Annotated in this window: 21 protein-coding genes; 9 read left to right on the forward strand and 12 right to left on the reverse strand. The window is 50.0% G+C overall.

Translation table 11 applies throughout. The features are described from left to right. Positions 1–41 precede the first annotated feature (41 nt). The 3 genes from AC6R03_RS05355 (at position 42) to AC6R03_RS05365 (ending at position 3,770) form a co-directional block, all read left to right on the forward strand. On the forward strand, positions 42–524 hold the full coding sequence (locus AC6R03_RS05355; RefSeq protein WP_487901182.1) for an outer membrane beta-barrel protein: 483 nt from the start codon (positions 42–44) through the stop codon (positions 522–524). Positions 525–833: 309 nt separating this feature from the next. Next, positions 834–3,008 (forward strand): catalase/peroxidase HPI, encoded by a 2,175-nt coding sequence (gene katG, locus AC6R03_RS05360; RefSeq protein ID WP_500630395.1) that lies wholly within the window; start codon positions 834–836, stop codon positions 3,006–3,008. 195 nt (positions 3,009–3,203) lie between these two features. After that, a complete protein-coding gene (locus AC6R03_RS05365; protein ID WP_500630457.1) occupies positions 3,204–3,770 on the forward strand; it encodes an isochorismatase family protein in 567 nt (188 codons plus the stop codon). A 53-nt stretch (positions 3,771–3,823) separates the two neighbouring features. Here AC6R03_RS05365 and AC6R03_RS05370 read toward each other — a convergent pair whose 3' ends face one another. The 8 genes from AC6R03_RS05370 to AC6R03_RS05405 form a co-directional block, all read right to left on the reverse strand. Next, entirely contained in the window at positions 3,824–5,080 is a 1,257-nt protein-coding gene (locus tag AC6R03_RS05370) for a dicarboxylate/amino acid:cation symporter (protein WP_487901184.1), read from the reverse strand. Positions 5,081–5,418: 338 nt separating this feature from the next. Then, a complete protein-coding gene (trpA, locus tag AC6R03_RS05375) occupies positions 5,419–6,225 on the reverse strand; it encodes a tryptophan synthase subunit alpha (RefSeq protein ID WP_500630396.1) in 807 nt (268 codons plus the stop codon). Then, complete coding sequence (gene trpB / locus AC6R03_RS05380; RefSeq protein ID WP_500630397.1) at positions 6,225–7,415, reverse strand: tryptophan synthase subunit beta; 1,191 nt, start codon at positions 7,413–7,415, stop codon at positions 6,225–6,227. The genes trpA and trpB overlap by 1 nt, the downstream gene beginning before the upstream one ends. 40 nt (positions 7,416–7,455) lie before the next feature. Next, positions 7,456–8,895, reverse strand: coding sequence for a bifunctional indole-3-glycerol-phosphate synthase TrpC/phosphoribosylanthranilate isomerase TrpF (trpCF, locus tag AC6R03_RS05385; protein WP_500630398.1), 1,440 nt, complete (start codon positions 8,893–8,895; stop codon positions 7,456–7,458). A 12-nt stretch (positions 8,896–8,907) separates the two neighbouring features. Then, on the reverse strand, positions 8,908–9,906 hold the full coding sequence (gene trpD / locus AC6R03_RS05390; protein ID WP_500630399.1) for an anthranilate phosphoribosyltransferase: 999 nt from the start codon (positions 9,904–9,906) through the stop codon (positions 8,908–8,910). A 16-nt stretch (positions 9,907–9,922) separates the two neighbouring features. Further along, positions 9,923–10,513 carry an aminodeoxychorismate/anthranilate synthase component II gene (locus AC6R03_RS05395; protein ID WP_500627563.1) on the reverse strand — a complete coding sequence of 197 codons (591 nt, stop codon included), beginning with the start codon at positions 10,511–10,513 and terminating at the stop codon, positions 9,923–9,925. Between the two features lie 4 nt (positions 10,514–10,517). Next, positions 10,518–12,080 carry an anthranilate synthase component 1 gene (locus AC6R03_RS05400; protein ID WP_500630400.1) on the reverse strand — a complete coding sequence of 521 codons (1,563 nt, stop codon included), beginning with the start codon at positions 12,078–12,080 and terminating at the stop codon, positions 10,518–10,520. A gap of 165 nt (positions 12,081–12,245) precedes the next feature. Continuing rightward, entirely contained in the window at positions 12,246–12,410 is a 165-nt protein-coding gene (locus AC6R03_RS05405; protein WP_500630401.1) for a hypothetical protein, read from the reverse strand. Positions 12,411–12,536: 126 nt separating this feature from the next. Here AC6R03_RS05405 and rnm point away from each other — a divergent pair, with 126 nt between their 5' ends. From rnm to AC6R03_RS05425, 4 genes are all read left to right on the forward strand, one after another. Then, positions 12,537–13,400 carry an RNase RNM gene (rnm, locus tag AC6R03_RS05410; RefSeq protein ID WP_500630402.1) on the forward strand — a complete coding sequence of 288 codons (864 nt, stop codon included), beginning with the start codon at positions 12,537–12,539 and terminating at the stop codon, positions 13,398–13,400. 45 nt (positions 13,401–13,445) lie between these two features. After that, positions 13,446–14,066: an L-threonylcarbamoyladenylate synthase gene (locus AC6R03_RS05415; RefSeq protein ID WP_500630403.1), complete on the forward strand. Its 621-nt coding sequence runs from the start codon at positions 13,446–13,448 to the stop codon at positions 14,064–14,066. Positions 14,067–14,174: 108 nt separating this feature from the next. Continuing rightward, complete coding sequence (rluB, locus tag AC6R03_RS05420; protein WP_500627567.1) at positions 14,175–15,119, forward strand: 23S rRNA pseudouridine(2605) synthase RluB; 945 nt, start codon at positions 14,175–14,177, stop codon at positions 15,117–15,119. 281 nt (positions 15,120–15,400) lie between these two features. Next, positions 15,401–17,674, forward strand: coding sequence for a bifunctional diguanylate cyclase/phosphodiesterase (locus AC6R03_RS05425; protein WP_500630404.1), 2,274 nt, complete (start codon positions 15,401–15,403; stop codon positions 17,672–17,674). A 60-nt stretch (positions 17,675–17,734) separates the two neighbouring features. Here the strand turns inward: AC6R03_RS05425 and cydC are convergent, their stop codons facing one another. The 3 genes from cydC to trxB all read right to left on the reverse strand — a co-directional run bounded on the left by cydC (position 17,735) and on the right by trxB (position 22,334). Beyond that, positions 17,735–19,456, reverse strand: a complete 1,722-nt coding sequence (gene cydC / locus AC6R03_RS05430; protein ID WP_500630405.1) for a heme ABC transporter ATP-binding protein/permease CydC — start codon at positions 19,454–19,456, stop codon at positions 17,735–17,737. Beyond that, entirely contained in the window at positions 19,449–21,236 is a 1,788-nt protein-coding gene (gene cydD, locus AC6R03_RS05435) for a heme ABC transporter permease/ATP-binding protein CydD (protein ID WP_500630406.1), read from the reverse strand. The genes cydC and cydD overlap by 8 nt, the downstream gene beginning before the upstream one ends. A gap of 129 nt (positions 21,237–21,365) precedes the next feature. Continuing rightward, positions 21,366–22,334, reverse strand: a complete 969-nt coding sequence (gene trxB / locus AC6R03_RS05440) for a thioredoxin-disulfide reductase (protein WP_334552431.1) — start codon at positions 22,332–22,334, stop codon at positions 21,366–21,368. 386 nt (positions 22,335–22,720) lie between these two features. On the opposite strand from trxB, the gene AC6R03_RS05445 reads away from it, so the two are divergent. Next, the gene (locus AC6R03_RS05445; RefSeq protein WP_500630407.1) at positions 22,721–23,380 is read left to right on the forward strand and encodes a 2OG-Fe dioxygenase family protein; all 660 of its coding nucleotides are present in this window, start codon (positions 22,721–22,723) and stop codon (positions 23,378–23,380) included. Continuing rightward, the gene (locus AC6R03_RS05450; protein ID WP_500630408.1) at positions 23,364–24,599 is read left to right on the forward strand and encodes a cysteine desulfurase-like protein; all 1,236 of its coding nucleotides are present in this window, start codon (positions 23,364–23,366) and stop codon (positions 24,597–24,599) included. Before AC6R03_RS05445 ends, AC6R03_RS05450 begins: the two co-directional genes overlap by 17 nt. A gap of 116 nt (positions 24,600–24,715) precedes the next feature. On the opposite strand, the gene AC6R03_RS05455 is transcribed toward AC6R03_RS05450, so the two are convergent. Next, positions 24,716–25,540 (reverse strand): DUF2797 domain-containing protein, encoded by an 825-nt coding sequence (locus tag AC6R03_RS05455; protein WP_500630409.1) that lies wholly within the window; start codon positions 25,538–25,540, stop codon positions 24,716–24,718. Positions 25,541–25,656: the final 116 nt, after the last annotated feature.

Here is a 25,656-nt window from a genome sequence, read left to right on the forward strand (position 1 = left end):
TGCTACTCTCCATTACCTTTTTAAACGAGAGAAGGTTAATTATGAAAAAAACACTACTAGCGCTCGCTTTGATTGGGGCATCAGCGACCGCGTCAGCAGACTCATGGATTTACGGCGGCGCTTCAGTCGGTAACTCGGATTTCTTAGGAGATAGTTCAACGGCGTACAATGTTCATGTCGGTACGGGTATTTTGCCTTTTATTGGCCTTGAGGCGGGCTATAACAATCTTGGTGAGTTTGAGACGGGTACTTCAAAGGTCAAACTAGACAACGTTTACTTTGCGGCAAAACCAAGCATCAATCTTGGTCCACTTCAAGTGTATGGTAAAGCTGGCGTGCACTCTTGGGAGCAATCTTCAAGCAACGCAGCACTAGAAGATGATGGCTACGACATCATGCTTGGTGTGGGTGCGGATTACCAAATCTTTGGCCCGCTCACTGTCGGTGCCAAATATGAGAACTACAAAATGGATAAAGAAGACATGGGTGTGTTCTCGCTAACGGCGTCATTGAACTTCCTGTAATCTTTGTTTACCAAATTTCTTAAGCGGCCAAATTGGCCGCTTTTGGGTTTTATACCTTCCCATCCAGCCTTAACGTAATCCTCGCGTAAGCCGGCTAAACCTAAAGCCATAGGTTTTGACGATTGAATATATAGGCGAAATAACCTCGTGAAATAGACAAATCTTTTCTATGCTTCCTGTGTCAATTCAAGCAATTCCTACACAACGTCAGGCTGTGTTTTTGATTTAGATCAAATAGGGTTTTCAGTGCCCCTGCCAACATAGATGTGGTTTAGGAACAAATACACAAGAGCAAGAAAGGGATAAGCAATGAAAGATCAAAGCACTCAAGGGGCTGGTCAATGCCCGGTAATGCACGGTAGCCATACCGATGCCAGTTCATCCAATGTCGCGTGGTGGCCAAAGGCGTTGAACCTAGACATCTTGCATCAACATGACAGCAAAACGAATCCTCTCGGCGCGGATTTCAACTATCGAGAAGAGCTCAAAAAACTCGACGTAGAAGCGCTTAAACAAGATTTAAAAGCGTTGATGACCAACAGCCAAGAGTGGTGGCCTGCAGACTGGGGACACTATGGTGGCTTGATGATTCGTATGGCGTGGCACTCAGCAGGTAGCTACCGTACCGAGGACGGTCGCGGGGGCGGTTCGACCGGTAACCAGCGCTTTGCACCACTCAACTCTTGGCCAGATAACGCCAACCTAGACAAAGCACGTCGGTTACTTTGGCCAATCAAACGCAAATACGGCAACAAAATCAGCTGGGCGGATTTAATGATTCTTGCCGGTAATATGGCGTATGAATCAATGGGCTTTAAGACCTTTGGTTTTGCCTTTGGTCGTGAAGACATTTGGCACCCAGAAAAAGACATCTATTGGGGTAGCGAGCAAGAGTGGCTAGCGCCATCTGGCTCAGAGAATAGCCGTTACTCCGGTGAGCGTGATCTTGAAAACCCATTGGCTGCGGTAATGATGGGCCTTATTTACGTTAACCCAGAAGGGGTCGACGGTAACCCAGATCCACTCAAAACCGCTCAAGATATGCGCGTGACGTTTGCGCGTATGGCGATGAACGATGAAGAGACAGTGGCACTGACGGCAGGTGGACACACCGTCGGTAAGGCGCACGGTAACGGTGACGCGGGCGAGCTTGGTCCAGATCCAGAAGCCGCAGGTCTTGAAGAGCAAGGCATGGGCTGGATGAACCATAAGTCGCGTGGCATTGGTCGCAACACAGTGACCAGTGGTATCGAAGGTGCCTGGACAACTAACCCAACCCAATGGGACGACGGCTACTTTGATTTGCTGTTTAAGTATGAGTGGCAGCTCACCAAGAGCCCAGCTGGTGCGTGGCAATGGGAGCCGGTGGATATCGCAGAAGAAGATAAGCCGGTTGATGTGGAAGACTCATCAAAACGTTACAATCCAATGATGACAGACGCTGACATGGCGCTGAAAGTGGATCCTGAGTACCGTAAGATTTCTGAACGTTTCCACAAAGATCCTGCCTATTTCGATGAAGTATTTGCTAGAGCATGGTTCAAGTTAACCCACCGCGATCTTGGTCCGAAAGCACGTTACTTTGGCCCTGATGTTCCAGCGGAAGATTTAATTTGGCAAGACCCAATCCCAGCAGGGAAATCCGACTACGATGTTGCGGGTTTGAAAGCGGCGATCGAAGCAAGCAACCTGAGCGTCAGTGAATTGGTGACAACGGCTTGGGATAGCGCTCGTACCTTCCGTGGTTCGGATAACCGTGGCGGTGCAAACGGTGCGCGTATCCGTCTTGCTCCACAAAATAACTGGGAAGGCAACGAGCCTGAGCGTTTAGCCAAGGTACTGGCTGTGCTAGAACCGCTTGCTGCGCAGTTTGGCGCTAGTGTTGCGGATACCATCGTACTTGCCGGTAATGTCGGTGTTGAAAAAGCGATTAAAGCGGCTGGGTTCAATGTACCTGTTCCATTTGCACCGGGTCGAGGTGATGCGACCGATGCGATGACAGATGTAGAGTCTTTCGACGTGCTGGAGCCTTTAGCGGATGGTTTCCGTAACTGGCAGAAGAAACATTATGTGGTGAACCCAGAAGAAATGCTGCTCGACCGTGCTCAGCTGATGGGCCTAACGGCGCCAGAAATGACAGTACTGCTTGGCGGTCTGCGCGTTATTGGCACTAATCACGCTGGTACTGAGCATGGTGTGTTTACTGACCGTGTCGGAGCACTGACCAACGACTTCTTCGTTAATCTAACGGATATGGCCTACAGTTGGGAACCGAAAGGTCGTAACCTGTACCACATCAATGACCGTAAGACAGGCGAAACTAAGTGGACAGCTACACGCGTTGACTTAGTCTTTGGTTCTAACTCTATCCTGCGCGCTTACGCTGAGGTGTACGCACAAGACGATAACCAAGAGAAATTGGTTAAGGATTTCGTCGCGGCGTGGACCAAAGTTATGAACGCGGATCGTTTTGATTTAGCGTAACTCTTGTTACCTAGTCTAGGTTTCACAAACCGCTCTTCGGAGCGGTTTTTTGTGGCGGATTTTTTGTGAGAGGTTGAGGGGGTAGTGAATAGTGTGATCAAAGAGGTTTCCAATCATGAGCAAAATGGGTCACAGTGGTGCCATGTGAGTGACTCGAACCGATAAGGAACAGGCATGACTAACCAACCCCCGCTGATGTTAAACAAGGCGACCACGGGATTGCTGATCATCGATGTGCAAGGTGAGTTGGCGCGTCTTGTACAAGAGAGTGATGCGCTGTTAGCGCATTGTCTCGCGTTAGTCGAAGCAGCGAAAACGCTGGCGCTGCCTATTGTCTGGGTTGAGCAAAACCCAGATAAATTGGGCAAGACGACGCCTGAGCTTCAAGCAGCCTTAACCCCGCATCAACCATTGGCAAAATGGACATTTGACGCCAGTGCTGAGCCGGCGGTGGTGGAGGCTCTCAATCAAAGCGCTCGAACCCAGTGGTTAGTGTGTGGTATAGAGGCGCATATTTGCGTCTATCAAACTGTGTTTGGGCTTAAACGCTTGGGATGGGAGCCTCATCTTGTGGTGGACGCAACATCATCGCGAACGATGAGCAACAAGCAGTTGGCGTTAGAGAGAATAGCGCGAAGCGGTATAGCGCTGACGAGCGTGGAAATGGCGCTCTATGAACTGGTGAAAGATTGCCGAGACCCTGACTTTAAAGCGCTATTAAATCTGGTGAAATCACTCTCCACCCGGCAATCTCCAACATAACAAAACGGCCTCGTAATAAGGCCGTTGGACAATGAATAGCGAGTGGCTTGCGATTAAGCTTCTTGCTTTTGCAGCTCTTGCTGTTTCTCTTCTTCAACCAATGCATCAACGATAACCGCACACGCTGCGTCACCTGTGATGTTAAGCGCAGTACGAATCATGTCAAAAATACGGTCTAGAGCGAACAGCAGTGGTAGACCTTCGATTGGAATACCCGCCGCAAGCAGGACAGCAACCACAAGGAATGATGGACCCGGTACGCCCGCTTGGCCCACTGCACCCAAAGTCGACGTGACGATGATCGCAATGTATGCACCCATCGATAGGTCAATATTGAACAGTTGTGCGAAGAAGATGGCTACCAAGCCGTAGTAAATGGCGTTACCAGACATGTTGATGGTCGCACCTAGCGGCAGTACGAATGATGCCGTTGAGTTTTTCACACCCAGCTCGTGCTCCACGGTGTCCATGGTGACGGGTAGTGTCGCCATTGAAGAGGCAGTCGACAGTGCTACCGCTTGTGGCTTCTTCATTGCAACTAGGAACTTCTTCGCAGATGTCTTCGTGAAGATGTGAACCATCAGCGGGTAGGCAATGAAACCGAAGATAAGAATCGCGGCAACGTAGACAACGAATAGTTTGAATACCACCATGAGTGCGCCAAATCCAAACGTACCGACTGCTTCAGCCATCAGGCCAAATACACCGATAGGAGCGATGATCATCACTTTGTTGATCATCCAAACCATCGCGTCAACAATGCAGTTTACGCCGTTGATGATAGGTTCGCGGCGTTCTTTCGCTTGCTTCGAAATCGCAATACCAAAGAACAGACAGAACACAAGGATCTGAAGGATGTTCGCATCATTGAGTGATTGGAAAACGTTGGTTGGGATCATACCAGTGACGGTTGCCCAGAAAGTTGGAAGTTCACCCTTTGAAGCATACTCAGCTGAGAACATGCCTTCAACACCAGAGACATCAACGCCTAGACCCGGTTTGAAGACTTCACCCATTACCAAAGCGAGGGCAACGGCAGCGGCAGAGGTCAGGCCGAAGTAGGCCAGTGTAGTGATGCCCACTTTACCCGCATTTGAGCTGTTGCCCAGACCCGCAGCCCCTGAGATCAATGCCACAGCGACCAATGGGATCACGAGCATCTTGATTAGGTTGATAAAGATGGCACCAAGAGGCGCAAATACTGTCGCACCATCACCCATCATGGCACCAACGGCAGTACCAACGATCATTGCAATCACGACTTGCACGCCGATGTTGCTTAGCAAACTCTTTTCTTTTAACACTTCCATAACCTCTGTGCTAATAAATTATAAAATCCTAGAATTACCCTCTAAGTGAAAACTTATCTTTGGATAATAATATCGTGAGGTTTTTTACACGTAATTTTTACAATTGGCAATAGTAGGAGGGAGTGATCGGAGGAATAAAATACAAATTTATTGATAAACGACAAGTTTTTACAACAAAGCAAACGTTTGCTTGTTTCGGTTTAATGGTAAATATAATGACTTGGCGAATAACTTGGGCTGGAATGATTGATTGGAGGGGTTGTTTGTTTTGTTAATGAAATGTTCGGTTTCTCACAAAAGTGAGAAACCGACTTCATAGAAAGTAAAACGGAAAGGGGTTAGCGCTGTGTGGCCGCTTTCATCTCGCGAGTGAAAGTGGCGAGTTCCGTTAACATTTTTTCACAATCTTCGCGGTTTGTTTCGATGATTTTTACCACGGCCGACCCTGAGATCGCGCCTGCTGCACCGGCATCGAGCGCTTGTTTGACCTGACTAGGCTGCGAAATACCGAAACCGAGTAACGCCGGTGGCGCATCGAACTGGCGCAGTTTATCCAGCATATGATCAACGGGCATATTCGCTTTGGTTTCTGCACCGGTGACCCCAGCACGTGAGAGCAAATAGGTATAACCACCACCCAGTCTAGCCACCTGCTTCAACGTTTCGTCACTGGCGGTCGGCGGGGCGATGAAAATCGGGTGTACACCAAATTTCTCCGCGGCGGCGACAAACTCGGCACTTTCATTGGTGGGAACGTCGGCGATCAATACCGAATCAATGCCTACTTGGGCACAGCGTTGGTAAAAATGCTCAATACCGCGTGCGTAGACGAGGTTGGCATACATCAACAGACCGATCGGTAGCTCAGGGTATTGCGCGCGAATTTTGCCGATTTGCTCAAAACAGATATCGGGTGTCGCACCGGCATCAAGGGCACGAATGTTGGCCCCTTGAATGGTCGGGCCATCGGCCAGCGGATCTGAAAACGGAAAGCCAAGCTCTAGCGCATCCGCACCTGATTCGACAAGGGTCTGCATTATGCGCAGGGATTGGTCTGGGTTTGGATCACAGACTGTGACGAAGGGGACAAATGCGCCTTGGTTACGTTCAGCGAGTCGCGCAAACATGTTTTGATAACGGCTCATTAGATCACTCCTTTTTCTTCTAATAGGGCGTGCACAGTGAAAATGTCTTTATCCCCACGACCGGATAGGTTGACGACCAACAACTGTTCTTTTTCTGGATTTTCTCGCGCCATTCGCAGCGCATGAGCGAGGGCATGCGAGGACTCGAGCGCAGGAATGATACCTTCATGGCGAGCGAGTTCTTGGAAAGCTTCGAGGGCTTCGTCGTCAGTGACGTTGTCGTACTCCGCTCGGCCAATCGCATTGAGGTGCGCGTGCTGAGGACCAACCGATGGGAAATCCAAGCCAGCCGATACTGAGTAGGACTCTTCGACTTGTCCGTGCTCGTCTTGCATCAGAGGCGCTTTCATACCAAAGAAAATACCGGTTTTACCGTGTTTGAGCGGTGCGCCGTGTTGGTCGGTATCGATGCCTTTGCCTGCGGGTTCCACACCGATGAGGCGAACGCTCTCTTCTTCAATAAAATCTGCAAACATGCCGATGGCGTTTGAACCGCCGCCTACACAGGCAATCACGGCATCAGGCAAGCGCCCTTCGCGGGCAAGAACCTGGTTCTTGGTCTCTTCGCCAATAATGCGCTGGAATTCACGTACAATGGTCGGGAAGGGGTGCGGGCCTGCCGCCGTACCCAAGAGGTAATGCGCGGTCTCGTAAGAGCCCGACCAGTCACGCAGCGCTTCATTACACGCATCTTTCAATGTCGATGAACCAGAATGGACGGGAATCACCTCTGCGCCCATCAATTTCATGCGAAACACGTTTGGGCTTTGACGTTCGACATCTTTTGCCCCCATGTAGACGCGACATTTAAGGCCAAGCAGTGCGCAGGCCAACGCGGTGGCGACCCCATGTTGACCCGCGCCTGTTTCGGCGATGATCTCGTCTTTACCCATGCGTTTAGCGAGCAGAGCTTGACCTAACACTTGGTTGGTTTTATGCGCGCCGCCGTGAAGTAAATCTTCACGTTTCAGGTACAGCTTTGTCTTGGTGCCTTTGGTGAGGTTGCGCGTTAAGGTGAGTGCGGTTGGGCGTCCTGCATACTCTTGCAGCAGAGACATAAACTCGCTGCGAAAGTCATCATCCTGCTGCGCGTCAATAAAGGCTTGCTCAAGTTGTTCAAGTGCAGGGACTAGGATTTGAGGGACATATTGACCGCCATATTCACCAAAGTAGGCGTCGAGTTTTGCCATGATGTAATTCCTATCTATGTTGTCGCGATTGCTCGCGCAATCAGTAATGTCTAATGGCTGCAAACGCTTGTTGCAGCTTCTCTTGATCTTTTTTACCCGGCTCGCTTTCTACCCCTGAATTGAGATCCAATCCGAGGCAGCCCTGTGAAGCCGCTTTTTGGGCATTAAATGGGGTGATTCCACCTGCGAGCATGATGCGCTCGGGGTTGTCAATCAGTGACCAGTTGAACACCAGACCGGTGCCGCCTGTCTGGCTGCCCACTTTGGTGTCCAACAGATGACGATCCACTCCCTGTGCGATAAGCGTCGGGAGCGAATCTTTAATGCCGTACGCTTTCCAAATCTCAACCCCTTCAGGTAGTGCGGCTTTCAGCTCGCGCACGTAGTTCTCATCTTCATCGCCGTGTAGCTGCACCGCGCTTAAACCGAGGGATTGTACGCGCTCAGTGACGCTATCAAGCGGCTGGTTTTGAAACACGCCGACATAGCGCAAAGGCGCGCCGCTCATGGTTAAGCGCGCGGTTTCAAGGTCGACATAACGTGGAGACGCGTCGACAAAAATCAGCCCGCCAAACACGGCGCCAGCGTGGTACGCTTTTGCGGCATCATCAGGGTGAGTGAGACCACACACCTTGTTTTCACCTAGGGTGACTTTGCGCACCGCTAGCTCAAGATCTTCTTCAGCCATTAAGGAGCTGCCAATCAAAAAGCCATCGGCGTAGTGGGCTAGATCTCGGACTTGCTGGTGGGTATAAATGCCTGATTCCGAGATGATAATGGCGTCTGGCGCAAGTTCGCGCAGCGTCGGCGCCAGTGCTTTCGTGCGACTAAGATCGGTGCTCAGGTCGCGCAAGTTACGGTTATTGATGCCAATGACACGGGCGCCCAAGTGAACGGCGCGGTGCAACTCTTCTTCGTTGCTCACCTCGGTCAAAACGCCCATATTGAGGCTATGAGCCGCCGACTCCAAGGTTTTGTATTGCTCATCATTAAGTACCGAGAGCATCAGCAGAACCGCATCCGCGCTGTAATGGCGAGCTAAGTAGACTTGGTAGCTGTCGACCATAAAGTCTTTACACAACACGGGTTGTCTCACTTGGCGGCGCACTTGAGGCAGAAAATCGAAGCTGCCTTGGAAGTATTTCTCATCGGTCAGTACCGAGATAGCATTGGCATGCTTGTCGTAGACAGAGGCGATGTAGTCCAGATTGAAATCATCGCGGATCAGCCCTTTCGATGGTGAGGCCTTTTTGCATTCGGTAATGAACACCGTTTGTTCACTGCTTAACGCGCCATAAAAGCTACGGTCAGAAGGCTCGAGTGCTGACTGAAATGTGCTCAGAGGCTCGGCGACTTTGCGCTCTGCGACCCACTGGTACTTATCACGTACGATCTTAGCCAGCACTTCCGCCATTTGTGCTTCTTGCTGTGAGACGTGTTCGGAGAGTTGCTCCGTTGAAGGTGTGTTGACGTCAGTCATGGTCTCTATTCCTTAAGCATGGGCGGCAAGACGTTGAACAAGCTCAAACGCTTTACCGGAATTCATTGCCTCGATGGCTTGTTGAGTGTTGGCTTTGAGATCGTCGTGGCCAAATAAGCGCATCAACAACGCAACGTTTGCCGCGACCGCCCCGAGTTGCGCCTCTGTGCCTTTCCCGGTGAGCATGTCGGTAATGATGGCTTGGTTGTCTTGTGGTGAGCCACCTTTGATCGCCTCTAGCGGGTGTTCACCTAAGCCAAAATCCGAAGGAGTGAGGGTGTATTCGATGATTTGCCCCTCTTTGATCTCAGCCACCGTTGTCGGGCCATGAATGGCTACTTCATCCAAGCCACTACCGTGCACCACGGCCGCGCGCTTCATTCCCATTTGTAACATGGTTTCAGCGATAGGACGAACCAGTTCTTCACTGTATACCCCCATCAATTCGATGTTAGGGCGGGCAGGGTTAATCAGTGGGCCTAAAATGTTAAAGATGGTGCGAGTTTTCATCGTTTGGCGCACCGGCATCGCATGACGAACGCCGCCGTGATATTGCGGCGCGAACAGAAAGGCGACGCCAAGTTCATCCACCGCTTTACGGGTCTCTTCTGCGCTCATCGCGAGATTTATTCCAAACGAGTCGAGTAAATCTGATGAGCCAGATTTGCTCGATACGCTGCGGTTGCCGTGTTTGGCCACTTTTAGCCCACACGCGGCGGCGACGAATGCTGCGGTGGTCGATATATTGATGGTGTCGTGACCGTCGCCACCGGTGCCGACAATGTCGGCAAAATCGTAATCTGGACGTGGGAACGGATTGGCGTTCGCCAACAGAGCTTTGGCCGCACCAGCAATCTCATCGGGTGTTTCCCCTTTGATTTTCAGTGCCGTTAGCGCTGCGGCCATTAAGATCGGATCCAGTTCGCCACGGATAATGACATCGAACAGCTGTTGGCTTTCAGCTTGCGTCAGTGAGATTTGGTCATACAGTTTGTTGATGATGGCTTCCATTGTGCTTCTCCAATTCTTATCCGTGTTGTTTCTCAAGTGCCCAGTCAATCGCGTTGGCAAGCAGTGTGGCGCCATAAGTCGTCATAATCGACTCTGGGTGGAACTGGAATCCACACACTTTATCCTCTTCTTGAACCACTGACATCACTAAGCCATCCACTTCTGCCGTGACCGTTAACGTCTCAGGCACCTTAGTGGCCACTAAAGAGTGGTAACGAGCGATGGCGAGCGGTGACGGTAAGTTTGCGTAGGTCGCGTGCTTTTGATGTGACATCATGGAGACCTTGCCATGAACGATGTCTCCCGCACCTTCCACCACGCCACCATAGGCTTCAACTATCGCTTGGTGGCCAAGGCAGATGCCGATCATCGGTACTTGGCCTTTTAGGCGTGTAATCAGTTCTGGCATTGAGCCAGCTTCGGACGGCGCCCCCGGACCCGGTGACAGCAACACCACTGGGTTGTCGAGTTGATGAACGGCTTGCTCAATCACCTCGGCCGCAATGTGGTTGCGATAAATTTTGACGGAGTGACCTAGTGAGCGAAATTGGTCGACCAAGTTGTAGGTAAAGGAGTCGAAGTTATCAATAAATACGATGTTCGCCATGAGATTACTCCTTATGAGCCGCTTGAATAGCGGCAATCACCGCCTGTGCTTTGCCACGGGTTTCGTCGGCTTCGGCTTGTGGGTCAGAATCAAACACCACACCAGCCCCCGCTTGGACTTGTGCAATACCATTCTCAACGTAGGCCGAGCGAATAACGATACAGGTATCGAGCGTCCCTTCGCCAGTTAGGTAGCCGACGGCACCGCCATAGCTGCCGCGCCTGGCGCCTTCGACATCGCGAATCAATTGCATAGCGCGAATTTTAGGCGCGCCAGTGAGGGTGCCCATGTTCATGCACGCTTGGTAGGCATGCAGCGCATCAAGGTCGCTGCGCAGTTGGCCCACCACGCGTGACACGAGGTGCATCACGTGGCTGTAACGGTCCACTTTGAGGAGATCGGCGACGTGGCGTGTCCCCGCTGCACTGATGCGAGCGACATCGTTGCGCGCCAGATCCACCAACATCATGTGCTCGGCGTTCTCCTTTTTGTCTGTGCGCAGCTCCAGTTCAATTCGGCTATCGAGGTCAAAATCAATCTCGCCGTTTGCACGCTTACCGCGACGGCGGGTGCCGGCAATAGGGTAAATCTCGACCTGGTTGGTGTGGGTTTCGTATTTCAATGCACTTTCAGGTGAGGCGCCAAACAAAGTGAAGAGTTCATCTTGCATGTAGAACATGTAAGGGCTTGGGTTGCTCTCTTTGAGTGCTTTGTACGCCGCCAGTGGAGAAGGGCAGGGTAAGGTAAATCGTCGCGACGGCACCACTTGAAACACATCACCCTTAACGACGTACTCTTTAAGATCGCGTACCGTCTGACAGAAATCATCATCGCTGACGCTTGGTACAGCATCGACTTGAGCCAATTTTTTTGCCTCAGGCAAAGGTTTTAGTGCTTGGCACTGGCTTTTGATCGCCTCAAGACGAGCGCGCAGTGTCGGCGCTTCACTCTCATTGGCAAATAGGGTCGCTTGAAGTTCGCAGCTTTCGCGTTGGTGGTCGACAACCAACAGAGTTTCAGCCACATAGAAGACGTAGTCAGGACATTGGTTGGCTTGGGTTGCATCACCGAGTGGCTCAAAATTGGCGACCAAGTCATAGGCAAATAAACCGCCAAGAAACAGCGCGTGCTGATCGTGCGCTTTGAGATCGAAGCTATGTTGGATCAAACGTAACGCATCGAACGACGATGCTTCGCGCAGACGAGAGTCCTCATCGAGTGTGTCGCACGGCGCCTCAAAATGCAGCGTCAGCGTGGTTGGGGTCGCTTGGTGTTGAATCGTGTCACGAATATTGTGGCGAAGATGGTTAAGTAGGTGCTCGCCGTTGGCTGTGAGAGCAGTGAAGGTAACACTGTGGCCCATACAGACGATGCGCACTGCCGAGTCAACAATCAGCAAGCTTTTCAGGTTTTGCTTCGAGTCGATTTCTGCCGATTCAAGCAGCAGGCTATCTGTTTTGTTCTCACACAAGGTGTGGAAAAGCTGCGTCGGGTCTTTGGCATACGGCGCACTGTCTTGAATGATATCAAGTTGACCTAGCTTTTTAATTTCAATGGCCTTGTTCACAAGACCTCCTTATTCATTCTTATATCCTGGTGCCATAGTGGCATAAAGCATCGGTTTACCCAATCGAGATTTGGCGAAAAATGCCTACTCTTTAAACACTTAAACCAGAATTGTAAACAACAAAAAGCCCGCGTTGGAGCGGGCTATGACACGATGAAGAATCGATTACTTACGTGCAACTGCCCACTTAGCCTGTAGCCAAGTGCGCCACCACACCATAAGGTGTGTTGCAAACGTGGTTGGCAAACAAAAAATCGTATCCACCAGAACGCGAATCGCATCGGTAGCGATCACTTTCACATTCTGATTTAGGTTAATTTCTTGTAACATAGTGTGCCTTGACTAAAAAATAGTGCGCCTTAACGTTTTGCCGGTTAGTGAGCTAACTCAACGACTCTGAATTTATGTACTAGTTAACTAGTGCAAAGATAAAAAGTCAACCAAAAAAATGAAAATATGAGAATTGATTTACACAGCCATACCACTGCCTCAGACGGTCGACTCAGCGTCACTGAACTGATCGACCGAGCGCTAGGCTTTAACATTAACGTATTGGCGGTCACTGACCACGATACGGTTGAAGCGCTCGCACCTGCCCGCGCCTACATCAAAGAGCAAGCGCTACCCATTACCTTAATCAATGGAATCGAGATCTCTACCGTATGGCAGAACAAAGACATTCATATTGTCGGGTTGAATATTGATCCTGATGCCTCGTCACTAACCCAGTTGATTGAGCAGCAACAGCAGCACCGTGTCGGTCGAGCGCAGCTCATTGCGCAGCGTTTAGAAAAAGCGACCCGCGAAGGCATATTTGAAGACGTGAGTGCCATCGCGGGCGACGCGCCCATCACTCGCGCGCATTTTGCCAAGTGGTTAGTGGATAATGGTTTTGCGAAGACGATGCAACAGGTGTTTAAAAAATATCTAACACGCGGTAATCCCGGCTACGTGCCGCCCAGTTGGTGCTCAATGTCTGAGGCGGTAGAGGCCATTCACGCCGCGGGTGGTCAAGCGGTACTCGCTCACCCCGGTCGCTATGACTTAACCGCCAAATGGCTAAAACGTTTGTTGGCGGCATTTGTGGAAGCCAACGGTGATGCGATGGAAGTGGCTCAGCCACAACAAAGCCAACAAGAAAGACGCAATTTGGCCGATTATGCTATACAATACAAACTATTAGCTTCCCAAGGCAGCGACTTCCATTATCCTTCTCCTTGGATGGAACTGGGGCGCAATCTATGGCTGCCTTCTGGCGTCGAACCAGTATGGAAAGAGTGGGGCTTATCGCTCACTGATGACCTTACTGGCCAAGACTAAACATGATGTGTTATAGAGTCGCGAGGCTCGATATTGAGGATTATTATGAGCCAGTTTTTTTATGTTCACCCAGAAAACCCGCAAGCACGCTTGATTACCCAAGCGGTCGCCATCATTCGTAACGGCGGGGTTGTGGTTTACCCTACCGATTCTGGTTATGCGCTTGGCTGCCAACTTGAAAACAAACAGGCACTTGAGCGTATATGTCAAATTCGTCGTTTGGACGAGAAGCACAACTTTACACTACTGTGTCGAGATCTCTCTGAGTTGTCACTCTATGCTCGAGTGGATAACACCGCCTTTCGCTTGTTGAAAAACAATACGCCAGGTCCGTACACCTTTATCTTCAAAGGCACGAAAGAAGTCCCACGCCGTTTGATGAACGCAAAGCGAAAAACCATCGGTATCCGTGTCCCTGATAACCGCATTGCTCTGGATTTACTCGAAGCGTTAGGCGAGCCTTTGATGTCGACCTCGCTTATCTTGCCGGGCAACCAGCACACTGAGTCAGACCCGGAAGACATTCGTGATAAGTTAGAGCATGCAGTGGATGTGATCCTCAACGGTGGATACCTAGGCGAACAGCCCACCACAGTGGTCGATTTTAGTGATGGTGACCCAGTCATCGCGCGCATTGGCACAGGAGATCCGCAGCCGTTTGAGTGATCAAAAAAACGTGATCTTTGGCAAGGATTTTGAGATAATATGCGGCCGCGATTTTTGGGTCGCACTTTTTTATTTCGACGTCTGTGAAGACGACACATAGGTAAATCAATGAACGAAAAATTACAGAAAGTTTTAGCACGAGCTGGTCACGGATCGCGACGCGAGTTAGAAGCTTTAATCAAAGCTGGCCGCGTGAGCGTCAATGGCGTTGTCGCTAAACTTGGTGAGCGACTAGAAGATGAGAACGCCATCGTTCGTATCGACGGCCACACTGTCAACGCTAAAGCGCAAGAAGAAGTGATTTGTCGCGTACTAGCGTACTACAAGCCGGAAGGCGAATTGTGTACTCGTCATGACCCTGAAGGTCGTCGCACTGTATTTGACCGTTTGCCTAAGATCCGTGGTTCTCGTTGGATCTCAGTAGGGCGTCTGGATGCCAACACCTCGGGTCTGCTGTTGTTTACCACCGATGGTGAGCTCGCCAACCGTCTGATGCACCCAAGCCGTCAAGTGGAACGTGAGTACCTTGTACGAGTCTTCGGTGAAGTGAACGAAGACAAAGTGAAAAACTTGGTTCGTGGTGTTCAACTCGAAGACGGTTTAGCCCGTTTTGAGGATGTGGTTTACGCGGGTGGTGAAGGTATGAACCACACCTTCTATGTGGTGATCAACGAAGGTCGAAACCGCGAAGTTCGTCGTTTGTGGGAGTCTCAGGACTGTACCGTTAGCCGCCTGAAACGTGTGCGCTATGGTGATATCTTCCTCGACAAAAAACTGCCTCGTGGCGGTTGGATGGAACTGGATCTCAAAGAAGTGAACTACCTGCGTGAATTGGTGGAGCTTCGTCCTGAAAAAGAAACCATGTTGGATGAGAACAAAGCCAACACCTCACGTAAACGTGAGCGCTCACGCAGCCAGAAGATTCGTCGTGCCGTGAAACGTCATGAAGAGCGCGTCAACAGTGGCGGTGGTCGTAGCAACAACCCTGCACGCCGTAAGCCACGCAAAGGCGCAACCGAGCAGTCACCTCGTAAAAATACCCGTCAGCGTTGATACCACAGGTGTTAATGTGTAGGTATCACTGATACATCTATTGATTGATGCCATTGTTCAATTTGTGAAAGCAGCCGAGTTAGGCTGCTTTTTTTTCATCAATTTATGACTAACCTTAACTTTAGAGTGAAAACTGATACTTATCTCAATTGTGATGGGTGAAGAGAGACAAAGAATCGTATAGTGTGTTCGATCTATTTTAGGTCGGTGAGCTATGACGCTTTACACTATCCTTAAACAGAACGGAAATAGAGCCGCGGCTTGTCAGGGATCTTAGACGTATGGCATTGATTAAAAAAAATATTTGGTTAGCGTTTTATTTTATTCTGGCTCTATGGTCAGTGATAAGCGCGATCGCTGCCTATATGTCGTACCAAGACTCCTATGAAGATATTACTCAATCGCAAGTTAATCTCACTCGTTTGACCGCGCACGCATTCAAGTCATCCCTCACCCAGTACCAAACCATCATAGATATTGTCGGCAGTGAATTATCACGATTGGATTTTGAGCACGATCTCGACCATATCAATGCTGTGCTCTATGATACCACCAGGATTGAAAAAACCATTTTAGCGCTGGCGCTGTTTGATGTAGAGGGCTATCCGCTGACGAGTTCGCCGCGGATGGTGGATGGGCACACCAACTATCTGCGCGATAATCCTGAAACCAAATTGACCTTCGAGAAAACCCTTGCAAGTGACGAAGCGGTGATCGGGCGTACCTATTTTCATAAAGACATTAGCGAGCTTATTATCCCTTTTCGCAAAGCCATTCGTGACGAAAAAGGTGTGCCTAAGTTTGTCTTGTCCATCTCTATCTCACTTAAAGGTGGTTTTGAGTACTTCTTGACCAATAAAACTGAGATGGAAAGCCACAGCTTTGATACCTTCTTATTTCGTGAAAATGATCGTTACTTCCAGATTGCGCCAATGGAGCGCATTTACGATCCGCAAGTGTATCTATATCAAGTACCACAAGAGGAGATGGATCGCAGCATACAACGTTTAGAAGTTATGACGGGGATGACTTTTGAAGAGATAAAACAAAGCAACAACGTTCATATTAACGAATTGACCGCTCCATCAAGGCAATCATACGCTGCCAGCACTTATATCAACAAATACGATCTTTGGATAACTACTGAAGTGAAAAAGAGCGTAATAATGGCGCGATTTGTTGAGAAATTGCCTAATCTTATCGCTCTCTATATGGTGGCAGTGAGTGTGATGTTTTTCCTATTTCGTAATATCGCGCTCAGTGAACAGCGCAAGCAACAAGAGCTTGCTCACCAAGCGAACCATGACTATTTAACCGGTATTGCCAATCGGTACAGTCTCGAGCGTTATTTATCGGGGTTGGATAAGCACGCTCGCTACAGCCTGCTGTGTATCAATGTCGACAGTTTTAAATTGGTCAATGACAACTTTGGTAACCCGGCAGGGGATGCGGTGCTGAAAAACATCGCCAATCGTTTAGTGGCCAGTGTCGGTGAAAAGCACGCGGTGTTTCGCTCTGGTAGTGACGAATTTGTTGTAGTGGCGCATACGTTAGACAGAGAAGCGCTCGATGCCACCATTGATCTTTGCCGAAGCTGTTTTACCCAGGCGTTCCTCTATCGTGACTACGAGATTGTGTTAAGTTGCAGCATCAGCGTCGCCTCATCCGGTCAAGACGATGTCGATGCAGAAGCGGTCAAGCGCAACGCTGAACTGGCGATGTCACACGCTAAACAGACACGCAACGGGATTGTGTTTTACCAGCCGCGCTTTCTCACAGAGCACCTGGATAAGAGTAAAATCGAACTCGAACTCAAACGAGCGATTGAGCGCGATGAGATTTATATGATGTATCAGCCGCAATTTACCTCAAGTAAAACGCTTAAAGGGGTCGAGGCGTTAGTGCGTTGGGAGCACCCTGAACTGGGTTTTGTGCCACCGGATAAATTCATCCCTGTGGCTGAAAACTGTGGCTATATGAACGAGCTCGGTGAGTTTATCGTGCGCCGCACGTTAGCCGAGCTCTCTGAGCTGTTTGAGGCTTTGCAGGTGGAGCTTGATGTCGCGATCAATGTTTCCGTTAAGCAGTTTCAAAGCATGCAATTTATTCCAATGTTGGAACAGGCGATTGAGGAGCGACGCTTTAACAAACACCGGTTGATTGTTGAGATCACGGAGAGCGTCTTAGCCGACGATTTTGAGCGCATTTGTGCCTTGCTCAATGCCCTAAAAGCCGAGCAGATTCGTGTCTCATTGGATGATTTTGGTACCGGTTACTCTTCGCTGAGTGTTCTTAAACACTTCCCCATTGACGAAGTCAAAATCGATAAGAGTTTTGTCTCAGATATGTTGGTGAGCGAGTCCTCTTATTCTATGCTGGCTGGCGTGTTAGGCATGGTGCAAAAATTGGGGATGGAAACGGTCGCTGAAGGGATTGAATCAGAAGAGGAAGCGGGGGTGTTGAGGCGTCTCGGTTGTGATGTCTTCCAAGGGTATCACTTTGCCCGCCCGATGAAATTAGAGGCACTTCGCCGCTTTATCCTCGACAACCGATAAGCTACTTCGCAGCACATCTAAAACACAACGGCAGCTTGTGCTGCCGTTGTGACTGATGGTTTAGAGCGTTTGAGTCAACTGATAATAACGACCTTGTTGTTCGAGCAATGAGGCGTGGCTGCCATATTCGACCACTTGACCTTGCTCGACCAGACAAATGGCGTCCATCTTATCCAAATGAACCAGTCTGTGGGTGATAAACAGGACGGTTTTGCCGACAAAGTGCTGCTCAAACAACGTCATGATCTGTTGTTCAGTTTGTTTGTCTAGCCCTTCCGTTGGTTCATCAAGCAGCAGAATCGGCGCATCATGCAGCAGCGCGCGGGCAATTCCGATGCGACGCTTTTCGCCGCCGGAGAGTTGTCTTCCGCCGTCCCCAAGCCAAATATCTAATCCTTGAATGTCGAGCAGTGCAGCAAGGCCAACTTTATCCAGTGTCGCGCTGAGCTCGGCATCATCGGCCTCTGGCTTAGCCATCAATAAGTTATCACGCAGAGAGCCGTTCAGTATGTCGACCCGTTGGCTCACCACACTAATAGCAGCTCGCAGCTGTGATTCACTCCACGCCGCTATTGGGCGCCCAGCGAGGCGTATCTCACCTTGATTGACATCCCAGTAGCGGTTGAGTAACTGAATCAAGGTCGATTTACCACTGCCGGTTTGGCCGACAATAGCGACACGATGTTGAGAAGGTATGGCAAGGGTAACGTCTTTAAGCACCGTTTGATGGCTATCAGGATAAGAGAAGGAGACCTGCTCATACTCGATGGAAAATTCGTTTTCATGTGCCACATCTTGGTCAGGAAAGACCACATCCGGCGTAGACAAAATAATGTCATTGAGACGTCTTGCGGAAGTGAGCGTTTGGCCTAAATGCTGGAAAGCCGCCGCAATCGGCATTAGGAGCTCAACGCTGGCCATGGTGGCAAAGACCACCAACGCAATTTTAGGATCAGGCGACAAGCCGCCCACGCCGTCCGCCGCCAACCACAGCATTAAGACTAACGTCCAGCCATTGACCAGCAGTAACAGCGCTTGCGCTAACCCGGAAACATGAGCGTTGAGGCGCTGATTGGTAAGCAGTTTGTATTGGGCGTTGAGGATCGCGTCTCGGTAGCGCCGATTGGCGCCAAATAACGTCAGTTCGCTGTAGCCTTGCAGCCAGTCGAGCGTAGTAACGCGCAGATCCGCTTTATGTTGTGTCAAATCACGGCCATTGCGTTTGCCTAACTTATAGAACAAAACAGGCCAGGTGAACAAGACCACCAATAGAATGGCGCCTAGCGTTAACCCTAACTGCTGATCAAACCAAGCGACCAGCGCAGTGAGACCAAGGATACCGAGGGTACCAACGATCATTGGGCTGACTAAACGTAGGTAAACGTGATCCATCGCATCAATATCAGACACTAGGCGGTTGAGCAGATCGGCATCGCGCAAGTTTGACACTCGGCCCGGAATGAGCGGTGCGAGCTTGCTGAAGAAGAAAATACGCAGATCGGTGAGCAGTTTAAATGTGGCGTTGTGGCTGACCACGCGCTCACCCCAGCGTCCTGCGGTGCGTCCCATGGCAAATCCACGCACAAACGCCCCGGGTAACATGTAGTTGAAGGTTTCCCGTGCAATAGTCAATCCGGCCACGGCGGCGGCAGACAAAAACCAACCGGACAGTGTTAATAGGCCGATGGAGGCAAACAGAGTAAGCAGCGCCAGTAGCATACCGAGCGACAAGCCAAACCAATGCTTTTTATACAATTTGAGGTAGGGGGCTAATTCACGCATCCAGGTTCCCCTTATCGGTGTTTGTCATAGACATACTGGCGTCCAACATCTGCGCAAAGCGTCCTGGTTGATGGGCTAAGCTGGCGAAGTCCCCACATTGAATCAACTGACCTTTGTCCATCACTAAAATCTGATCCACATTCTTTAAGGGCGTGAGTTGGTGAGTGACCATCAAACAGGTTTTGTCTTTGATTTTTGCATCCAGACCTTGCATAACAAGACGCTCGCTACGTGCATCTAAGCTGGCGGTTGGCTCATCGAGGAGCCAAAATGCGCCGTCTTGAATCATAGCTCGCGCCAGGGCTAAGCGCTGCGCTTGACCGACGGACAAGCCACCGCTTCGGTCTGTCACGACATACTCTAACCCGTGATGTTCGACAAATTCTCGGCTGAAGGATTCATCAAGCGCGCTATCCAGCGCTTGTTGGCTCGGCTTGTTGACCCCAAGCGTGAGGTTGTCATAAATGCTGCCGTGCAGCAGCAGTGGGTTTTGTCCTACCCAACTAATCTGCTCGCGCCAGTGCGCCAAATCCAACTCACAGCGCTCAACGCCATTAATGGTTAAGCTGCCTTGGTAAGGGAGGAAGCCGAGTAGGGCGTTAATCAGGCTTGTTTTCCCCGCACCGCTAGGGCCGACGAGTGCGCAGGTTTCCCCTGCTTTTACTTCGAAACTGACAGGGCCGAGTAGCGCTGTACCTTGTGGAGAATAAACGCTTAACTCTGTGGCCTTAATGGTTATCTTGGCCGGTTCAGTCAACTTGCGATCGCCCGATTTTACCGAAGTGACATCGGTATTCAGAAACGCCACGATGCTTTCTGCAGCGCCAACGGCTTGTTGCTTGCCATGATAAAAAGTCCCTAAGTCACGCAGCGGTTGGTAAAACTCCGGGGCGAGAATTAACACAAATAGGCCAGAAAATAGGGTGACGCCCGCGCCGTAGTCACCGAAATTGAGCTCACCAATAAACGCGAAGCCGAAATACACCGCAGTGAGGGCGATAGAGATAGAGGTGAAAAACTCCAATACAGCCGAGGATAGAAACGCAATTTTCAACACGTCCATCGTGCGGGTACGAAACACTTCAGATGCGCCGCGCAGCGTGTCGGTTTCTGCGCGCGTGCGATCAAACAGTCGAATGGTGGTCATCGATTGTAAGCGGTCATAAAAATGGCCAGACAGACGTTGCAGCGCCTTGAAGTTTTTGCGGCTGGCATCCGCCGCTTTGATGCCCACTAAGGCCATAAACAGAGGCACAAGGGGGGCGGTGATCAGAAATATCAGCCCGGCTGCCCAGTTGACAGGGAAGACCACTACTAAGATAACAAGCGGTATCAACACGGAAAGGGCCATTTGCGGTAAGTAGCGAGCGAAAAAGTCGTGCATATCTTCGACTTGTTCCAGTAACAGCGTTGCCCACGCCCCAGCAGGCTTCCCTTTGATATACGCTGGGCCGAGTTCGTCGAGCTTGTCGAGAATCAATTGACGAATATAAACGCGAATCTGTTCGCCGCAGCGAAAGCCGGCGATCTCTCGTCCCCAAGCGCACAGCGCACGCACAACGACAGTGGCGGCGAGCCCTGCGAAATGGGGCATAAGTTCGGTTTTATCGACGTGTTCGATAATAAGAGCATGCAATATGTGAGCGAGGAGTGATGCACCAATCAGCAAAAATACGCTTGAGAGCACACCAAGGCCAACGGCAATCATCAACCAGCGCTTGGCTTGGCGACTTTGCTGCTTTAGCCATTGATTCAAGCTACGCTGTTTCTTTTTATCCATGGTAAAGGCTTAATGAGAATTATTATTTTGATTTAAGCCGCGCATTATACAAAAGAAAACCTCGCGGGAATACCGCGAGGTTTTAGGGATTTGAGATAAGCGCCAAAAAGCGCCACAAGCGATTGGCCGTTAGGCTGATTGCGTATCCGCGAGTCCATCCAGGTATCGCTCTGCATCTAACGCTGCCATACAGCCCGTTCCCGCAGAGGTGATCGCTTGACGGTAATTGTGATCCATAACATCACCTGCTGCAAAAATGCCAGGGATGCTGGTTTGGGTCGCGTTCCCCTCTAGACCCGATTTCACCACGATGTAGCCATCTTTCATTTCAAGCTGATCAGCGAAAATGGCGGTATTGGGTTGGTGACCGATGGCGATAAATGCCCCCATTACGTCGATTTGCTCAACCGCATCGGATTGGGTGTCCTTGATGCGTACGCCTGTTACGCCCATGTCATCGCCAACGACTTCTTCAAGAGTACGGTCGGTGTGCAGCACAATATGGCCGCTTGCCACTTTATCCATCAAGCGTTTGATGAGGATCTTTTCCGCTCGGAACGTATCGCGGCGGTGAATCAAATGCACTTCAGAGGCGATGTTGGATAGGTACAGCGCTTCTTCAACCGCGGTGTTACCACCGCCCACGACCGCGACTTTCTGGTTACGATAGAAGAAACCGTCACAGGTCGCACAGGCGGAAACACCGCGCCCTTTAAACGCTTCTTCTGACTCCAGACCAAGGTATTTTGCCGACGCGCCAGTAGAGATAATAAGAGCATCACAGGTGTAGTGACGGCTGTCGCCTTTGAGCGTAAATGGACGCTGACTGAAATCCACTTCATTGATGTGATCAAACACAATCTCGGTTTCAAAGCGTTCTGCATGCTCTTTCATTCGCTCCATTAAACCGGGTCCGGTGAGACCTTCAGGATCGCCAGGCCAGTTTTCCACTTCCGTTGTGGTGGTCAACTGACCGCCTTGCTGCATGCCGGTAACCAGTACTGGGTTAAGGTTGGCTCGTGCGGCGTAAACCGCTGCCGTGTAGCCAGCAGGGCCAGAACCGAGAATGAGTAATTTACAGTGTTTTACGTCGCTCATTTGTGCTCCATCGCGGTGACGCTTATTGATTTTTAACTTCTCGATTATATGGGGCTAAGCACGGCGTTAACAAGGTCTGTCACTGGAATAAATGGTTATAGATTAGATCAACAAGGGTGGAGTGTGGGCGCAAAAACAGTCACTAACTCTTTGATTACAAGCATCCTCTCCAATTTGACTAGTGAACCGTGCTGGTTTTCTCATCTTCCTTTGTTATCAAATGGTTTACTTCACTAACTATTAATCATTAATTGGATAAACATGTTGTATTGTCAATATTGTTGGATGTAAATGCCAAATAAATTTGATTTAACGGGATATGTGCGCAAATAATAAATGTAAAATATATGTTATAAAAATTGCAGTGTATCTTCATTTAGGAGTCGATGATGCTACATAACCATGAAACAACCCTACAATTAACTCAGCTTAGTGAGAAGGCGATTCAACAACTAGCGCCTTCCTTTTCCCATCTTCCGCACACTGAGCACGCCGATGGTCAGTATCGTCTGCGTCGCTACTCCGTGGTAGCTTTTCGTGATGGACAAGTGGTTGATCTGGATAAGCATGAGTTTATGCAAACCAACGATATCAACCGTTTTCAAGGGGATGTAGTGCGTCAATTCGAACCCATTGAAGCCTCGACCTTGCAAAGTGATGGCATGAGAGAGATCTGTGAGGTGTTTGTCGAATCGAACGGTTTGGCCAATGGTCAGGAGATCGAAATTCATCAAATCCGTATTTCTGCGGTTTACGACGAAACCCAAGTGGCGCCAGAGGGCGTCCACCAAGATGGCTTTGACCATATTGCGATGGTCGGGATGGGCCGCCACAATATCGAAGGGGGTGACATCATGCTCTACAACAGCTTCAATGAAGCGCCGTTTTTTAGAAAAACCTTACAAAGCGGTGAAGTGGCGATGCTGGCTGACAACAAACTTTGGCACAATGCGACGCCGATTCGCACCGTGATAGAAGGAGAAGAAGGGCATATGGATGTGTTTGTGTTGACGGCAAAGGATGCGGTAAATGAACTTCACTCCTAATTTAGTCCGCTCACAATTTGGTGCCTTAAATCAGATCCACAACCAATTGCCAGTCATCTTTCTCGATGGTCCGGGCGGCTCACAAGTGCCATTTTCGGTTCTGGAAGCGATGCAGGGTTACCTTGGTCAATACAACGCCAATTTGGGTGGACACTATTTCTCCAGTCAGCACACGACCTCGTTGATGGCCAAAGCGAGGGAGGCCGCCGCTGCGCTACTCAACGCGCCTTCGGCTGACAATATTGTCTTTGGGCCTAACATGACCTCGCTCACTTTTCAGCTTAGCCGGGCCATCAGCCGTGACTGGCAAATCGGTGATGAAGTGATTGTGTCAGCGCTGGATCACTATTCGAACGTCTCTAGTTGGCAGCAAGCGGCGCAAGATAAAGGCGCGGTGGTTCATCAAGCACGCGTCAATCAAGACGATTGCAGCTTAGATATTGACCACCTGCTCACGTTACTTTCACCGCAAACTAAACTGGTGGCGCTGACTTTGGCGTCGAACACCACCGGTTCTATTGTGGATGTCAAACGTGTCGTTGAGGCAGCGCAACAAGTAGGCGCTATGGTGTACGTTGACGCAGTGCATTACACGCCGCATCACTTGGTGGATGTGATGGCACTCGGTTGTGACTTTCTTGCCTGTTCCTCCTATAAGTTTTTTGGTCCTCATGTCGGCATAGCGTATGTGGCGCCAAAATGGTTGCAGGCACTCACGCCTTACAAGGTGGAGCCCGCAACAGACTTAGGCCCTGGTCGCTTTGAGACGGGTACGCAAAACTTTGAAGGCTTGGCTGGGCTGATTGCCGCGGTACACTATCTTGCTCAGTGGGGCGAACAAGGCGATTCGTTACGTGACAAATTGGTGGTTTCATTTCGTCAATACAATCAGCATGAAACGGCGCTCAACGAGCGTTTTCTCTCTCGTTTGGATGAGCTACAAGGTGTCACCTTGTGGGGGCGGACTCATGCGAGCAGTGAGCTGCGCACGCCGACCTTTGCCTTAACCTTTGATGAGTTTACGCCAGAAGAGGTCGCGAAACGTTTGGGTGAGCGCAACATTTGTGTTTGGAGCGGCCATTTTTATGCACTGGGTCTGGTGAAGCAATTAGGGCTTGAAGCCAGTGGTGGTGTATTGCGTGTCGGTTTTATGCACTACAACACGCTACAAGAAGTGGATCTGTTTTTTGACGAGCTAAAACGCATTCTCAATCCATAGCACATCGCCACACTATCCTAACGTACAAAAAGCGCCAAATGGCGCTTTTTGTACGTTAGGAAAAAGACTATGCGATCCACTCATCATTAAGTCTGCTAATGCGGTTGGGGCAGTGATTATGCACTCACTTCCACTTCGTAAGAGGTGAATTTACGAATATTGATCACACCTGTGTCAAAAATCATGTATTGACCTTTGATGCCTTGTAGAACGCCACTCACGACAGGTTCTTTGTCAAAGTTGTGCGAGGTGATCTTAGTCGGGTGCTCTGTCACGGGGTAGTGAATCGGAGTTATCTGGCTCGGTAGCACCTCAATCGCGTCGTCACCAAATTGTTGTTTGATCTCGGCGATCTTCTCTTCAACCAGCGGCAGTAGCTCGGCAAACTTCTCTTCCAGCGCTATTGGGGCACCGTCTTCTTTAAGCAGGGTTCGCCAGTTGGTTTTATCAGCAATGTGTTTGGCCAATTCCACTTCAATCAGACCAGAAATATGGCGAGTTTTCACTTTAAATATGGGAAGACCTTGCGTGGCCCCTTGGTCAATCCAGCGGGTTGGGAGCTGGGTGTGTCTGGTAATACCCACCTTGAGACTAGAGGTATTGGACAGATACACATAGTGATCGACCATGCAGTTCTCTTCGCCCCACTGCGGCTCACGGCAGGTGCCTTGATCATAATGGCAGGTTTCTGGCTTCATGATGCACATATCACAACTGGCCAGTTTTTTCATACAGACAAAGCAGTGACCTTGTGAGTAACTTTTTTTGGTTTTCTTGCCACACGAACAGCAAAAGATGTTTCCAGTGTGCGTTAGGGTCAGCGTTTGACCGATGAGTGGGTTGAGTGCGACAGATGACTCACCGACAGGCAGTGAGTATTGGACTTGCTCTCCCAGCGATGCCGTCATTTTGCTGAGGGTGCCTTTTACGATTAGTGACATGACATTACTCTGTTTTATTTTTTATCCGCATGGCTTACGCCAAATACGTGTTCGGCCTGAGTGTAACAGAAAACAGGATGGGATTCTTGCTACCATTTTTCGCGACATTGGCCGAG

It is taken from the genome of Vibrio sp. R10-SG-ISO4 (assembly GCF_059834135.1).

What these genes read in the sequence shown, in the direction of transcription:
- AC6R03_RS05355 (WP_487901182.1), top strand. Translation starts at nt 42, where the DNA reads ATGAAAAAAACACTACTAGCGCTCGCTTTGATTGGGGCATCAGCGACC.
- katG (WP_500630395.1), top strand. Translation starts at nt 834, where the DNA reads ATGAAAGATCAAAGCACTCAAGGGGCTGGTCAATGCCCGGTAATGCAC.
- AC6R03_RS05365 (WP_500630457.1), top strand. Translation starts at nt 3,204, where the DNA reads ATGTTAAACAAGGCGACCACGGGATTGCTGATCATCGATGTGCAAGGT.
- AC6R03_RS05370 (WP_487901184.1), bottom strand. Translation starts at nt 5,080, where the DNA reads ATGGAAGTGTTAAAAGAAAAGAGTTTGCTAAGCAACATCGGCGTGCAA.
- trpA (WP_500630396.1), bottom strand. Translation starts at nt 6,225, where the DNA reads ATGAGCCGTTATCAAAACATGTTTGCGCGACTCGCTGAACGTAACCAA.
- trpB (WP_500630397.1), bottom strand. Translation starts at nt 7,415, where the DNA reads ATGGCAAAACTCGACGCCTACTTTGGTGAATATGGCGGTCAATATGTC.
- trpCF (WP_500630398.1), bottom strand. Translation starts at nt 8,895, where the DNA reads ATGACTGACGTCAACACACCTTCAACGGAGCAACTCTCCGAACACGTC.
- trpD (WP_500630399.1), bottom strand. Translation starts at nt 9,906, where the DNA reads ATGGAAGCCATCATCAACAAACTGTATGACCAAATCTCACTGACGCAA.
- AC6R03_RS05395 (WP_500627563.1), bottom strand. Translation starts at nt 10,513, where the DNA reads ATGGCGAACATCGTATTTATTGATAACTTCGACTCCTTTACCTACAAC.
- AC6R03_RS05405 (WP_500630401.1), bottom strand. Translation starts at nt 12,410, where the DNA reads ATGTTACAAGAAATTAACCTAAATCAGAATGTGAAAGTGATCGCTACC.
- rnm (WP_500630402.1), top strand. Translation starts at nt 12,537, where the DNA reads ATGAGAATTGATTTACACAGCCATACCACTGCCTCAGACGGTCGACTC.
- AC6R03_RS05415 (WP_500630403.1), top strand. Translation starts at nt 13,446, where the DNA reads ATGAGCCAGTTTTTTTATGTTCACCCAGAAAACCCGCAAGCACGCTTG.
- rluB (WP_500627567.1), top strand. Translation starts at nt 14,175, where the DNA reads ATGAACGAAAAATTACAGAAAGTTTTAGCACGAGCTGGTCACGGATCG.
- AC6R03_RS05425 (WP_500630404.1), top strand. Translation starts at nt 15,401, where the DNA reads ATGGCATTGATTAAAAAAAATATTTGGTTAGCGTTTTATTTTATTCTG.
- cydC (WP_500630405.1), bottom strand. Translation starts at nt 19,456, where the DNA reads ATGCGTGAATTAGCCCCCTACCTCAAATTGTATAAAAAGCATTGGTTT.
- cydD (WP_500630406.1), bottom strand. Translation starts at nt 21,236, where the DNA reads ATGGATAAAAAGAAACAGCGTAGCTTGAATCAATGGCTAAAGCAGCAA.
- trxB (WP_334552431.1), bottom strand. Translation starts at nt 22,334, where the DNA reads ATGAGCGACGTAAAACACTGTAAATTACTCATTCTCGGTTCTGGCCCT.
- AC6R03_RS05445 (WP_500630407.1), top strand. Translation starts at nt 22,721, where the DNA reads ATGATGCTACATAACCATGAAACAACCCTACAATTAACTCAGCTTAGT.
- AC6R03_RS05450 (WP_500630408.1), top strand. Translation starts at nt 23,364, where the DNA reads ATGAACTTCACTCCTAATTTAGTCCGCTCACAATTTGGTGCCTTAAAT.
- AC6R03_RS05455 (WP_500630409.1), bottom strand. Translation starts at nt 25,540, where the DNA reads ATGTCACTAATCGTAAAAGGCACCCTCAGCAAAATGACGGCATCGCTG.